The 15,034-nt window shown below is 36.2% G+C and carries 11 protein-coding genes and 1 tRNA gene; 3 read left to right on the forward strand and 9 right to left on the reverse strand.

Features of this window, described 5'->3' with window-relative positions:
* Window positions 1–12 precede the first annotated feature (12 nt).
* The 3 genes from ACE94K_RS01800 to ACE94K_RS01810 all read left to right on the forward strand — a co-directional run bounded on the left by ACE94K_RS01800 (window position 13) and on the right by ACE94K_RS01810 (window position 1,391).
* A complete protein-coding gene (locus ACE94K_RS01800) occupies window positions 13–705 on the forward strand; it encodes an aspartyl/asparaginyl beta-hydroxylase domain-containing protein (RefSeq protein ID WP_378179104.1) in 693 nt (230 codons plus the stop codon).
* Window positions 705–1,202, forward strand: a complete 498-nt coding sequence (locus tag ACE94K_RS01805) for a hypothetical protein (RefSeq protein WP_378179107.1) — start codon at window positions 705–707, stop codon at window positions 1,200–1,202. Before ACE94K_RS01800 ends, ACE94K_RS01805 begins: the two co-directional genes overlap by 1 nt.
* A 107-nt stretch (window positions 1,203–1,309) precedes the next feature.
* Window positions 1,310–1,391, forward strand: a tRNA-Leu gene (locus ACE94K_RS01810).
* A 102-nt stretch (window positions 1,392–1,493) separates the two neighbouring features.
* Here the strand turns inward: ACE94K_RS01810 and ACE94K_RS01815 are convergent.
* The 9 genes from ACE94K_RS01815 to ACE94K_RS01855 form a co-directional block, all read right to left on the reverse strand.
* On the reverse strand, window positions 1,494–3,167 hold the full coding sequence (locus ACE94K_RS01815) for an alpha/beta fold hydrolase (RefSeq protein ID WP_378179110.1): 1,674 nt from the start codon (window positions 3,165–3,167) through the stop codon (window positions 1,494–1,496).
* A 211-nt stretch (window positions 3,168–3,378) separates the two neighbouring features.
* A complete protein-coding gene (locus ACE94K_RS01820; RefSeq protein ID WP_378179113.1) occupies window positions 3,379–5,133 on the reverse strand; it encodes a tetratricopeptide repeat protein in 1,755 nt (584 codons plus the stop codon).
* Window positions 5,134–5,314: 181 nt separating this feature from the next.
* Window positions 5,315–5,860: a hypothetical protein gene (locus ACE94K_RS01825; protein ID WP_378179116.1), complete on the reverse strand. Its 546-nt coding sequence runs from the start codon at window positions 5,858–5,860 to the stop codon at window positions 5,315–5,317.
* A gap of 29 nt (window positions 5,861–5,889) precedes the next feature.
* On the reverse strand, window positions 5,890–6,276 hold the full coding sequence (locus ACE94K_RS01830) for a hypothetical protein (RefSeq protein WP_378179119.1): 387 nt from the start codon (window positions 6,274–6,276) through the stop codon (window positions 5,890–5,892).
* Window positions 6,277–6,553: 277 nt separating this feature from the next.
* Window positions 6,554–10,738, reverse strand: coding sequence for an HYR domain-containing protein (locus ACE94K_RS01835; protein ID WP_378179122.1), 4,185 nt, complete (start codon window positions 10,736–10,738; stop codon window positions 6,554–6,556).
* 864 nt (window positions 10,739–11,602) lie between these two features.
* Window positions 11,603–12,193, reverse strand: coding sequence for a hypothetical protein (locus tag ACE94K_RS01840; protein ID WP_378179125.1), 591 nt, complete (start codon window positions 12,191–12,193; stop codon window positions 11,603–11,605).
* A 4-nt stretch (window positions 12,194–12,197) separates the two neighbouring features.
* Window positions 12,198–12,866, reverse strand: coding sequence for a hypothetical protein (locus ACE94K_RS01845; RefSeq protein WP_378179128.1), 669 nt, complete (start codon window positions 12,864–12,866; stop codon window positions 12,198–12,200).
* A gap of 121 nt (window positions 12,867–12,987) precedes the next feature.
* Window positions 12,988–13,755, reverse strand: coding sequence for an N-acetylmuramoyl-L-alanine amidase (locus ACE94K_RS01850; protein ID WP_378179131.1), 768 nt, complete (start codon window positions 13,753–13,755; stop codon window positions 12,988–12,990).
* A 387-nt stretch (window positions 13,756–14,142) separates the two neighbouring features.
* Complete coding sequence (locus ACE94K_RS01855; protein ID WP_378179134.1) at window positions 14,143–14,847, reverse strand: hypothetical protein; 705 nt, start codon at window positions 14,845–14,847, stop codon at window positions 14,143–14,145.
* Window positions 14,848–15,034 lie beyond the last annotated feature (187 nt).

Below are 15,034 nucleotides of genomic sequence, written 5' to 3' on the forward strand. Positions count from 1 at the left end.
GCTTAACATCTTATGAAAAATGCATTTCTTAAACTTCCTTTTGTATTCTCTGAAAAGCTTCTTTTGGAAGATTTAGAAGTATGTACATCGCATACATTCAGCCCTCATTACAATACATCAGATTATATAGGATCCTGGAAATCTATTGCGCTTAGATCACTTAATGGTGATCCTAATCAGATCTACGCACATGCTTCGGGTTCAGAAAAGTTTCAGAATACTCCTTTATTAGATGCTTGCCCATACTTCAAAGAAATTATTGATTCTTTTCGATGTGAAAAGGAATCCATTCGTTTACTAAACCTTTCGCCAAATAGTAAGATAAAAGAACATACGGATCATAATTTGGGGTATGAAGACGGAACCTTTAGAATACACATCCCAATTACAACAAACTTAGACGTCCATTTTTATATCAATGATGAAAAAGTTTCGATGCAAGTAGGAGAATGTTGGTATGGAAATTTTAATTTACCGCATAAAGTGGAAAATAATGGAGCTGAAGATCGCATTCATTTGATTATGGATTGTATCCGCAATGAATGGTCTGACCAATTATTTTCAACAATCGGTTATGATTTTGAATTCGAAAAACGGACTGTAGAATATGATCAAAATACTACGTTAAGGATGATTGAGGAATTAGAACGTATGAATACGGAAGCTTCTAAAGAAATACTTCTCTCATTAAGATCAAGATCCTAATGAGAGAAGGTGTAATAAAAGAAGATATTATAAAGAAAATTTTCCAATTTCTTGAGTCTTTGCCAATTCCTATTCAGTTTTCTGAAATACCTACTGAGACTTTTTTGCCTGGTATAAAAATTGAAAAGGGTACAATATTAGTTGATGCGAATAAGCTTACACATCCAGGAGACATTCTTCACGAAGCCGGACATATTGCCGTTTCAATACCCGAAGAAAGAATACATCTGAATAACAATGTGACTGAAAATAATACAACGAAAGAGGGAGAAGAATTAGCCGCTATGCTATGGTCCTATGCCGCCATTTTGGAAATGGGTTTAGCCGCTGAAATAGTTTTTCATCCGGATGGATATAAAGGAGAAAGTGATTGGATTCTTAATCAATATCGTAATCAAGTTTATATAGGGCTACCCTTATTACAATGGATGGGACTCACCTATTTAGATACAGAAGAGTCTAGTTTTCCTCATATGAAAAAATGGCTTCGGGAGTAATTCATTTTTTTTGTAAAAAAATAATCTAAGTTCTTTGAGTTTTATACATATTATGTATATTTGCACTCGCTTTTGCAAATAGTCCTAAGTTTTGTAAAGGTTTTAATGCGGGCGTGGTGGAATTGGTAGACACGCTAGACTTAGGATCTAGTGCCGCGAGGTGTGGGAGTTCGAGTCTCCCCGCCCGCACACTTCGGCAAGCTCAGTGCAAGCCGAATGAAAAGCTTCTCTTAACAGAGAAGCTTTTTTGTTTCCCAAACTTTGTTAGCTCGTAACTGATTACAAAAATCCTTATTCATATACTAAATCTGAAGGGCTTACTGCGAATTCTTTTTTGAAACATTTTGAAAAATAAGAAGGACTAGAAAACCCTGTTTGAAAAGCAATTTCTGCCACGGTACTCTCTTTGCTCATGAGCAGTTCTTTGGCTTTATGTAAGCGAATCGATGAAATCAATTGATTTGGAGATTTATTTGTAATTGCTTTCAGTTTTCGCTGTAGTTGTCGCTCACTTACACCTATCTCTCTACAAAGTATATTTACCCCATAATAATCATTGCTTAAATGATTGTTTATGTTTTGAATCACCATTTGTAAAAAGGAATCTTCAATAGGATTTTTTATTTGGGGTATATCTTTAGTAATTGTTATTATTTCTGATGTTGCTTTTTTAGCAGCAGTATACAAAAGCATAGAAGTTCCTAATTCTGTTTTATATACTGATTTGTTTGGTGTAAAATCAATATCGACACCTATTAATAGGTTTTTTACTGTTTGTGTAAGTATAATCTGATTTGGATTTGATTGGTTAGCTATCAGCTTCTCAAAATCTTCCGTTTCTTCGCAAATACAATCCACCACAGAACATTCCTTAATATCAATACCAATTGAAACCTGAGCATTAAAGCTTTGAACAGCCTCTACAAGTTCTGTACTGCAGTACATTGCCTTACTCGGTCCTTCAAAAGTTATTGTAAACGACTTTTTAGTATCAATAACTAAATTACCTTTATACTTATTTGCTAACTTCTTAACTAAATTTTGAACGGAATATTGATAAGCTTCAGCTGCTTTTAAATGACCTACTACAAAAGTATACAGCTTTCTTTCATAGACAGGTTGAGAAGCAATTTTTATGGTATCAACAAACGACTTTATCTCTTCTAATACTTTTTGAGTATCCCCTGCCCAGAATAAATGATCATTACCTTCTAACTCTATTAGTTTTGAATCAGGAATACGATCTGCAATAAACCTTCCTTCTTCAATCTTTACATCAATATCGTCTACTCTTTGTAACAATAAAGTAGGTACTTTTATCAATCCTAGGATGTCTATAATATCCACTTGGGTATTCATTTTGGTCAACACCATAGCTGCTCTGGGACTTGCTCCGGACCTAAAATAATTTGCTAACCAGTCCATAAACACTTTATCATTTGCTTTAGACGGAGCCAAAGACTCCAGCTTCATAGCGCCACTTCCCCACTCATTCTCTATCAAATCATATATCTGCTGACGCTCTTGGTCTGTGGGTGCCCATGGATACTCTTCTGAGTATCTTCGTTTGGCAAAGATCCCAAAGGCAATTAACGAAATGACCCGATCAGGATACGTTGCACTAAATAATGCAGATACGCTACCACCTTCAGAATGTCCAAATAGAATCGCTTTTTCTGATCCTGCAGCATCCATTACCGCTGTGATATCTTCCATACGCTCTTCGAGTGTTGCGAATTCTACCACTCTATCCGACAACCCTGTTCCTCTTTTATCAAAAAGAATCACTCTGGCAAATTTTCCTAATTCTTCGAAGAAATTAACCAATTCTGGACAAGACCACATTAGATCTATATTAGAAACCCATCCGGGAATGTATACCAAGTCTACTGGTCCAGAACCAAATACCTGATAGGCTATATTTACATCTCCACTCTTTGCATATGCTGTCTTCGGTTTTTTCATTCTTGTCGTTTTAAAATGGTTAATAAAACTTACTTCGGCAAAGCTAAAAAGCAACAACTCTAAACACGTCAAAATGAGGCTTACAAAGTGTATACCGAGATTTCAAAATTGTTAAAAAAGCGTATACAATATGTAGACAACTTATAATTAAAAAACTGATATTCAGGTGTTTAATTGTGTTTATTTTCGATTTCCCCGAAAACAACTGTATTTAGACATCCTCCTGTTCTAACTGAACCAAATAGGAGAGAATTTCTTGCTCGGGAGCTAGTTGTAGCTTCTTTCGAAGTCGATATCTGGCTGTTCTGGCACTATCAGGTGAGATCCCTAAAATACCGGCCATTTCTTTTACATTAAGATTCAATCGGATAAGGGAGCATATTTTTAAATCGTTGGTACTAAGGTCGGGATGTTTCGATTTCAGTTTGGTATAAAAACCTTGATGTGCATCTTCAAAAAACCTTTGAAAATCCTCCCAGTCTTTATCGATACTTAGATTTTTTCGAACTATTTTATTTAAATCAGCAATCAATTTTGCTTTTTCTATAGAAGGAGACTTTTTGATTTGCTGTATGGTTTGTTGAATGTGTTGAACTATTTCATTTTTCTTAATGAAGTTAAGCGTATAAGAACTTAGTTCTTTATTTTTAAATTCCAGTTGCTGTTTTAATTCCTTCTGTTTTAATTCTGAATTTTCAAGCTCTTTCTGGGTTAAGGCATGAGCTGATTCTAACAGCTCATTTGTTTTTATCGCTAACTGACTACTTTTTTTAGCCTGTTGTCTAGAGATGATATAAATAAAGCAACCACTGATGGATATGATAATTACACTTAGCACCAAAATAAGCTGAATAATATCATCTTTTTCCTCTTGTGCTTTAAATAACACCAGTTCTTTATCCTTCTTTTCGAGTTCATTCGCGAATTCTATATAAGCGATTTGTTTAGATTTTTCAAGATTGAACAGAGAATCTCTAAGCACTATATATTTATCATAAAAATAATACGCTTCTTCGGGTTTGGATTGTTGTTTCTTTAGCTCTTTTAATTCTTCATATGCAAACAGTTCATATTTCTTTAAATTATTTTCCTTGGCCAGTTTTAACCCCTTACTAATCTCTTTGACAGCCTCGTCGAATTTTCCAGATAGTCTTAGAATTTTGCCATGAATAATCAGATTATTCGTTAACCCATCGATATCACTGACTTTACTCCCTAATTCTTTGGATCGTTTAATATGATAATAGGCTTGTTCTATTTCATCTTTATATAAATATAGAATTCCCAGTTTATTATGAGCTTCTGCAATACCATAGGTAAAATTAGCATCTGTATGCATTTTTAATGCGTCGGTTAAATATTTTAAAGCTTCTTCATATTTGCCTTGCTCAACCAACATTGTTCCTATTTTCGTAAAGGTAGTCGCTATTCTGCCCTTCAAACCTAATGCAGTAAATTCATTGATTGCCTCTTCATAATATTGTTGAGCTTTTTTGTATTCTTTGAGATCCGAATACACCATTCCAATATTGAGTGTAGTATTAGCCATCCCTTTTTTATCCTGTATATGCTGATAAGCTTTAAAAGAGTTGTTTAAAAACAGTAAAGCTTGTGTGAGGTTACCCTGAGCCCAATAGGCCACTCCCACAACACGATTAGCTCTTGCTATTCCTTTTGGATAGGACAGTTTTTCTGATAACTGTAGTGCTTGTGAGCCAAAATTTATAGATTCATTAGCATCTACTATCCAATATTCATAGCCAATATCATTAAGCAGATTCACTTTTGTTGTGTCTTCCGAAGTATAATTTTGAACCTTGTTTCTTAAGCTATCAATCTTTTGGGTTTTCTGAGTGGCAAATGAAATATTCATACAAGATAAGACTCCTATAGCGATGGAGATACTTAACTTTTTACCAACTAATTTATGGTTGTATGAATATAATGAAACCTCAAAAAAACTCATTAATATCAGGGTTACAGGAATAACTTGTTTAGAATGCAAACAAAACTACTTATCATTTCTTTAATCATACCTGTACATATTGTTAAAACCTGTAAGAATCTACAGGTTTTGAAAATTTGCTAATAATTCGCTTTTTAATTCAATAAAAACGTATTTACATATCGTCTTTCTATCTTCCAATTTATAATGAAATACCTAATAATACTCCAGCGCCTACACCAGCAACCCCAATTAGTATTTTTTCGAAAACAGTCTTTCTTCTTTGTCTTTTAGATCCCTTCTCTACAAGTTCCAGACTATTGGTTGCTTTGTCTAAACTATGGATCGTATAATCTAGTGCTTTTTGTGTATGGTTTAATGTCGTTTGTGTTTTTTGATACACCAACAGATCCAAGCTATCACTTTTGGTAAAATTGAAGCTTAGTCTACGCTCTAAATCCATATTTCTGCGTAATGTTTGTGTATACTTCTCTACCAACTCCTTGGTCATCCGATCCTGGTCTATTGTACTTTGGTATACATTTTTAATAGCTAAAAATGATTTTTTATTTACTAAAAAAACATCAGCAGTCTGAAACATATACAGACTATCCTTTTTTACCATAAATGGTTCTCCGGTATGATCGGCATAGGATAGAGGAATTTTGATTACCTGAATAGAATCTAACTCCTGACCAAAAAGTTTAGGTATTAACAAAATGAAGACTAGTGTGATTATTTTATTCATAATATAACTTTTTATTGCGTAAGCTTTATCTATTGATTTCCTCCAAAAAGGCCTTCTAATAATATTCTATCTTTTGCTAATTGATTATTGTTTACTTGTATAGAGTCTTTGATATTTTGTAACTCATTCCAGTCTTTTGCATTTTTTCTTTTGAAAGCAAAAAGCAAAGAATCTCGTTGATGAATCAATAAATCTTTCTGGACTTTCATTTGCTTAAATGCTTTTCTTGAATTCTCTAAAAGACCTTTAGTGACTGCCAGCGTATCTTTAGATACTCGAAGCTCCTTGTTGGCTTTCTCTAATTCTGAAGTCACCACTTTCCAGTTCTCGCTGCTATTAAAAGTCATATAACCAATAATGATCAAAAAGATTACTGCTACTATCTGAAGTATGGTACTGATATTTAAAGTGTTCATTGACTGATTATTTAGATGATTACAAAAATATGACTGTTTCCAGCTTTCTATTTTTCTCAAAAAATTGTTGCTACTACATTTTTATTTCCTTTCATTTCCTCTTTCCAAAAGTATACATACAGTTATGATTATGCTATGACAAAAACGGACAATTCGTGTAATATTCCGACAAAAAATCATTGCAAGAAAAAGCCCTGAATATAATACTCAGAGCTTCATCCCCATCTGTAAATTAATATTACCTGATTTGTTTTTTTTGTTACAAATTCCCTTTATTTTATCTTTTTATCAATTGTTTTGTAATACTTCCTTCTTCACCTTGTAGTCTTACAAAATAAGGACCACTTTCTAATTTAGCTACATCAATTTGAAGATTTTCATTGGCACCTTCATTTGCAGAAGCTAGCACCAATCTACCGTTGATATCATATACTTCTATTCTCTTTAGAGTAGTTCTATCTGGGTTTGTTACATGCAATACATCAATTACCGGATTTGGATACAAGGAGACTCCAGCAAAAAGTTCAAATTCTTCTGTACTTAACGTTGGATCAACGGTAAGCTCAAAACTACAGCAAATTTCATTTCCTAGTTCGTCTGAAGCACAAAGAGTTACTGTAGAAGTTCCTTCCTGTACTAGAGTTCCGGGAAGTGGATCTTGCGTAAAAGTTACCAATGGATCGGCACAAGTCCCTTTAGCGGTCACTTCTCCGGTTGCAAAATAGTCTGGCAACAAGTATGTCGTAGTTCCTTCATCTGATGCCACAGTTTGATCTGCAGGACAGGTAATGGAAGTTGCTCCCTCATTCACTGTAATAGTCTGGATACACGTAGTAACATTACCAGCCAGATCTTCTACTGTCCAGAGAATTTCGGTACTTCCCAGGGTATACACCCCAGAGGCATCGGCAGTCCCCGTGTAATCATTGATCACACTTATATTTCCAAACTGTGGTAACCGTAATCTATAAAAATCTTCGTTCACATCACATTGGTCACTTTCTACACTAACATCTCGAAGTAGCGTAAAGGTAAGATCGGTTCCAAAGGTAGTAATCCAAGTATTCCAGGTAGCTTGTGGTATGACAATCAAGCGTTCGGTCAGCACACAAACGGGATCAATATCTGCTTCTCCAAAGATCAGGCTATTATCAGGACCGTTTAATCTGAATTCATCTCCGGACGCATTATGATCCCCGCTAAAATTTAATTTCAAAATCACATCCTCGCTTGCAGCGCTAACCCCCGATAAAACTGCCGGAGTATCAATCAACCCTTCATTATCAAATAAATACGATACCATCCCGGTATCCGGCATGATGGATAGGTTACTACAAGCATCTGCTACTTCGGATACCGAAGGAACCACAACCTCCGCCTCACATAATCCGGTATCATTAGAAATAGTGATATCGGACGGACACGTAATTACAGGTGGTGTAACGTCTTCAACAGTTACGATGGCCTCGCAGCTTATGGAATTACCCAAGGTATTGGTCACCGTTAAGGTTACCGTGTTTTCGCCGATATTGGAACAATTAAAACTACTAGGAGTTACCGCTATGGTGTCGATACCCACGGAATCAGATGATCCTCCGTCGACATCTTCAGCGGCGATGGTAACAGTGCCGTTTTCATCTAATTGCACCGTGATATCCTGACAAACCGCTACAGGAAAATTATCATTTACTACCGTAACAATAGCTGTACAGCTCGCTTCGTTGCCACTTGGGTCTGTAATGGTTAAAGTAACCTCGTTATCTCCCAACTCATCGATGGTAAAGGTATCCGGACTCACCGAAATGATATCGATAGCGCAGTTATCCGTACTGCCTGCATCAATATCTGCTGCAGTAATGGTTACTTGCCCGGTTGCATCTAAACGTATCGTACTATTTTGGCAAAGTACATTGGGTGCTTCAGTATCGTTTACAGTAATGGTCTGGGTACAGGTAGCACTATTCCCTGTTAAGTCCGTTGCGGTCCAGGTAACTGTAGTGATTCCTACAGGATACTGGGCGGTGGCATCTAATGTACCTGTAAAATCGTTTGAAAGTGAAATCTGGCCAAACTCCGGTAAACGCAATCTATAAAAATCGCCCGTTTCACTAGTACACTGACCACTGTCTACATCCGTATCACCCTGAAGGGTAAACACAAGGTCATTCCCAAAGACCGTAATCCAATTATTCCAGGTATCTTGTGGAACAATGATAGTACGACGTACATCCTCACATACAGGATCAAAATCCGAACCGCTAAAAACAACAGAACTATCCGGCCCTACTAAAACAAAACTCTCTGCAATGGCATCATGATCTCCATTAAAGATGAGTTCCAGTTCAACATCTTTGGTACTCGTAGAAACATTTTTCAAGGTACTTGGTGTGTTTTGTAATTCTCCTAAAAAAGAATTAAAAACATACTTCACATTAAACGTATCTGGAATCAGCCCACCTGTACATTCATCGATAAAGCTTGGTGCAGGAACTGTAACGGAAGCTTCACAGACTCCAGGATCATTAGCTACCGTAATAGCTCTCCCACAAAAAAGATCGGGAGCGGTAGTATCATTGATCTGAACAGTAAACGAACAGGTACTGCCATTTCCGAATCTATCCTCTACATAAAAGGTATTCACTACGGTGCCATTGGTAAATAATCCACCCGAAGGAATTCCGGAAATGAAAACAGGCTCCCCGGAAGCATAATCATGAAACTCTATAATGTATAGTCTACTACTATTATTTTGTGGTATGTCATTCCATAATCCTGACTCTGCGATTAATATTACTACATCTTCATCACCTACATTGTTAGGTTCTCCTTCTCTAAAATTCGTAAAGCTTGCCGGTTGTCCACTTTGCCATTCAAACACACCTTCAGTAATTCTGTCATTATATCCAATGAGCACAGCACCTAACCCCAAAGCACCTATCTGCGCTCTAATAAATTCATTTTCTTCTTGGTTGTTGATTGTAACAATATCAAATCTGCGCTCTTCGGCATCCGCAAATGCTTGTGCCGCAGATACCGGATCTTCTGAAATAAAATAGGTACTATTCCCTAAAGCACCAAGCAATGCAAATCCATCGACCGTGGCAGGAACTTCGGGGAATGCTGAACAATCGTCAGAAAATGTAGGTTGGGGATAAGTGATAAATCCAGCACAATCTTGTATAATATCTGCAGGACAATTGATTGTAGGAAGGGTTTCCTCTTCAACGGTAACAATCGCAGTGCAGGTTGAAGAATTTCCACGAGTGTTGGTTACAGTTAATACCACTTCATTATCACCTACATTAGAACAATCAAAAGTATCGGGAGTTACGGCAAAAGAGTCAATCCCTACGGCATCTGTAGACCCACCATCTACATCGATTCCCGAAATGGTAACCTGACCTGATGCATCCAATACTATCGCTATTTCCTGGCAAATTGCAAAAGGAAAATCGTTGGCCGTCACCGTTACCGTAGCCACGCAGGAAGCAACATTGCCACTGGTATCAGTAATGGTTAAAGTTACTTCATTCTCTCCTATATCGGCAAGGCCAAACGCACTTTGATCGATATTAATCGTATCAACAGTACAATTGTCTACACTATCGATCAATAGATCCTCGACAGCAAGGGTAGCCCTGTTGTTATCATCTAATTGTATGCTAAGATCCCTGCATTGGATGGTTGGAGCAAGGGTATCTTCTATGGTTACAATCGCAGTACAATTAGTGGTATTTCCGATCACATTAGTTAATGTTAACGTAATTTCATTATCACCGATATTAGAACAGTCTAAAACATCGGGAACAATCGTGACTATATTGGTAGGGGCATTGTTTTCAGACCCCAAATTTATAACTGCCTCTGTTAGTACCAGTTCTCCATTTTCATCTAATTGCAGGGTTACATTCTGACATTGCAGAGAAGGAAAAATAGGATTTACAGACCGGAAACCGTTCCAATTGGCGTTTGCATAAAGATCAAATGTGTCATCAGGTAAAAACAAATCCATATTCGATCGATTTCCGAAACTATTGGCTTGTATCGTTGCAGGAACTGTTCCTTCCGAAATAATACTTTCTAACTCTGTATTTTCAGCAAAAGCCCGATCACCGATAAATAAGACACTACTAGGCAGGGTAACACTGATGAATTCATTGTTAAAAAAAGCATCACTTTGGATAACAGTTACACTATTGGGAATGCTAACACTGGTAAGTCCCTCTTCTCTAAAGGCATTTCTACCGATTGCGGTAACAGTAAAGACCCCACCTGAATTAACGGTATCCGCTACGATTTCCGGGATTCTTAAATCACTCAGTAAATTAGAGCCTCCGATGATCCGAACGGTTTTAAGGTCCGCATCAATGATCTCATAATTTAAATTTCCAAAGGGAAAGGTTTGTGAAAAACCTGCTATCGACCATAGCAAGGTAAAAATAATTAGTAGTTTGGTTTTCATTGTTAAAATAATTTTAGTTTACATTTTTTGCTTACCGGTGCAATTTCATGTCTTCACTAGTGATTCGAAAAAAAGCTGGTTGAAGCCGAAAAAACACAATAAATGAGAAAAAAAAGATTTTAAATTCCTCGTTTTGAAGGTCAAAATTACGGGTAAGCACTTAATCAAAGTGTGACAAAACCGTACAATGTTGGTAAAAAACCGACATATCTTGTGCATTCATAATTCAGTTTATTTTTGACAATAAGTTTTGTTGCACAAATCATCTTTGCTGTGCATAATGAGCTGCTGTAGGCAATTCTTTCATAAAAATGATAATCGTTGTAAAAAGCACTCTTAATTTTAAAATCGTTTTCATGTTTACGGGTTTATAGGGTTATTGTTTTTTTTGGCTAAAGTAGATCTAGCGATGATTGCCTGACAAAACAATGTGGGTGAGAAGGAAAAAACAGCCTTGAAAGTGAAAAATCAGCGATGAAAAGAATACGGATTTTGCCTATTTAACCAGAATGAGAACTCAATCTTTAATTTTTTAAAACAAAATTAATGGGACTTGGATTCAGTTATTACAAACCAGAAAGCATTTCTCTATTAGAGCTAAATTAATATGAATTTTAAATAAGTATTCAATTCCAAAAGGCTGTCAAACCTGTTTGCACAAGTATCGCTTAAATAGATTAAGTGGTATTGAACAATTCTATCGACTGTGCACATCCTAAGCCCATTTTGAAGGGCTCGAGATGATAAGAGAAATATGCTTCAACAAAACTTAGCTAAATAATTAAAATGAGGCTTCAACTTCTCAATCCGTCTCGTCTGCATTTTATAAAAACAACAATAAAATTTACTAAAGAACAAAGGCTTTTATATCGTTTTTTCCTCTACTTTTATCGTATACTTTTCCTTGTATAAAATCATCAGATTACAAAAGGAGATAATAAATCCGGCAGAAAACATATAGCATAAGAAAAGTAATACCATCAATTGCACTCTGTTGTTCATAATGCTTTCTTTGGTCCAGGCTTTTTCCGGATCTCCTAATAAGATCATCATCTGTTCATTTCGCGCCGGTAAAAATCCGTGAGTAGCTTCGAACGCTTCAAAAGGATTGGTATCTATAAATTCGTCTCCAATAACGATGTCTTTTTCTAAATAGGGCAGCGTATTGGCTTCCCGAGAAAAATGATAAGCTGCATAGGTTCCAATTAAAATTGCAATGAAATATACTGACAACCGCATCCATACTGAAATTGTTTTGTTTTTTAAGGAATACAAAATCAGAAAACCAGCCAATGCTGTGGCAATAAATACTCCGAATTTCATCAAAAAAGCTGTATTATCATCGGATGCATACCACGATGGCAAAGGGATCACAAAAGCTCCGGCTACGGCACCTATCCAGGCACTTAATAACGTAATTTCTTTCCAGACTTCTTTTAATTTCGATACTAACATGGGCTTACAGTTTTGGGGTTTGTAATACCAGAGTTTTCTTTTCTTCTCCGCTACTACTCATAATGAGGTGTAGCTCGGGTTCTCCAACCCGTCCATCCTTTTCTAGCCAAAATAGATAATACCCAGGCACAAAATCCTGAACAGCATTCTGAGTAGGTTGGTTAAACCGAAATCTTTTAATATCCTGTCCCTGCTCGTAGGACAATTTTCCGAAAACAAAAAATCCTTCTTCTTCATTTGAATTTACGATTACTTTAATTTTTGTAGTTGCGTCGTTTTTTGCCGTATTCTTAATAGTCTGTAATTTGGCATCATAATCTTTATAAATGGTATTAATGATATATTCCTTATCGGATACCGTCTCATATTCTTTTACCAGATATCTTAATGTTCTCTCTGTTTCTCTTAGCGTAGCTACATATTCAGGGCTCAACGCATATTTGTCGTTGCATTTTTCCAATACTGGAAATAGTTCTTTACTTATAAGACCTAACTGATCATATGCTTTTTTAAGCTTTGGTTCCTTGGAAGCATTAATTTTTTCCTGTAAACTGACAAGACTTATTTGGGTATTAGCCAACACCAATGAAAGGTCTTTGTTTTTAGGCCCGTAGCTGGCACAGCTATAAAACAGGACCGTAATCAACGACAGTATTATTTTTATTTGTTTCATTTTTAGGGAGTTTTAATGAATTTTGATGGGTTTATTTTGACTCAAAATTATAGTGAATCACTCCATTCTTGCTATCACAAAAACGGCAAATGGCGGTAATTTTCCGACGGTGATCGAGGTACTATAAAGCTCTAATAATCTGATCCCAATCAAATGCAGGACCAATATCCCATTTGCCGGAAGATCGGTAATTTAAATGTGAAGTAATTCCCCTAAAGTTTACCAACTCATCTTCGGCAACGATTCCATATCGCTTTTCTTCTGGTAAAAAGGTTGCAGGGATATCATACTCTGCGGTTAAATATCGAAGTAAGGTAGCCAGGCTTTGGTATTGCTTTGCTGTGTGCGTAGCAAAGTATTGCTCTCCTCGAAACGGCATATCCAATTTTGTATAAAACTGTGGCTCACTGATATGACAATACACATCTTTATCATTATATACTGTCACCAGATTGTCACCTATTCTTTTAAGAAATCCAATATTAGACATTTCGATCGCAATGGTTCTCCTACCGCCAGCGGTATTACCACCTACTGCACTGGAACCTAAGTGATATGCCCAATAAGCCGAGGACCACATGTTTAGTATCGTCCCATTTCTGGCGATGATAAAAGGTACGGATACTCTGTGATTGGGTCTGGATAAAGCTGCTACATCTCCTTTTAGATATCCGGCTGTGTAATGCAATACAATCTGATTTTTGGTATGTTTTTCTTTTACATAAAAAGAGGTGTCTCCATTCTTTGTACGACATTTTAGATAGGACATCTGTTGGTTACTTCCTTTGATAGGCACGGAACTTGGTGTTAAGATAAATTCTTTACCGGCGGTGTCTCTTCCGGTATCAAAAAAATTTTTCTCGTGCTTGGCTATACTGATGGCTTTCATACCTTATTGGATTTACGATTACTATGACACCAAAATTACCGGTAGTTCTATCTAATCACTATCAAAAAAACGGTAAATAGAGGGAATATTACGACAACTATTTTATGAGTTTGAAAACTTCCATCCCTTGCCCTGCGCATCATCTCGCCCATAACTATTGTTATGTCGTCTTTAAAGGAAGGAAACTTCTAAAAGTTTACAGCCCACCTATCACTAACCTGATATCGTCTTCTTAGGAAGAGATCTTTTAAAAGTCTTCAATCAATCTATCATTAATATTATATCGTATCCAAAGAGAGAGAATAAAAAGTCCCTCAGGTCATTGATTTTGTTGAAATGAAAGAGGGATATAGGGAGTTATACAGATGAAAAAGTTCTTACAATATCTTAACGCTTTTCGAAACTATTTTCCGGACTAAAAGTCTTGATCATTTTTTCAAAATCTTTATGAATTTTCCCTTTTACCAACCAGGCGACTGCAAAGGCATATACCGCTACCCACTCTAACCAAAAGGTATAGGCTGGAATAATATCATCGAAATTAATTCCTAAAATGGCTTCTAGTGCAAAAATAGCAACCAACGCTCCTACAGATGCCCAAACGATAATACCACATCGTTTAAACAATCGATTTCTGGATGCTGATGCATTGTGATTTAAGACAAATTTGAAAAAACTCATATAAGCCAACAAAATGAAGAATAAAGCGGCACTTAACAAATGGATAGCCCCTAGGAATCCATTAGACTCGTGCCCAAACAAATATGGAGATCCTGTGAAATATAATTGACCCAATGGATTCTCTGATTTCGTAGGTATCAATACGGTAATTAAAATACAAATACCTGCGGCAGTAGTAACAAACCGATCGCTTAGCAACTCTCCTTCTTTTTTGGGATAGCCTTTATAATTGATTAAAATCAAGCCAAAAGCGGATAAGGTTAATATAAAAAATACACTCCCAGCGGTATAATAATAATGACTCATACTAGAGAGTAAATCCTGATGTGCTGCCAGAAGTAATAATGGCAATGCCAATCCTAAAATTCCTATTGTTTTTCTTAGTGAATACAGTGATGTTTTATGTTCCATGATATACTGATTTATGTTCCTACAAAAGTAGTACAGCCATAGACCGAACAGCTATCACAAAAACGGCAAATAGAGGGAAAATTACGACAATCCTACAATAATCCGACTATAGGCATACTGATAAGGCTTATAGTTTATAAAGAAGTACAAATACGGATTACTATGATCCATACTAGGGTAATTTTAC

It is taken from the genome of Aquimarina besae, from assembly GCF_042434905.1.
Taxonomy (GTDB): Bacteria; Bacteroidota; Bacteroidia; order Flavobacteriales; family Flavobacteriaceae; genus Aquimarina.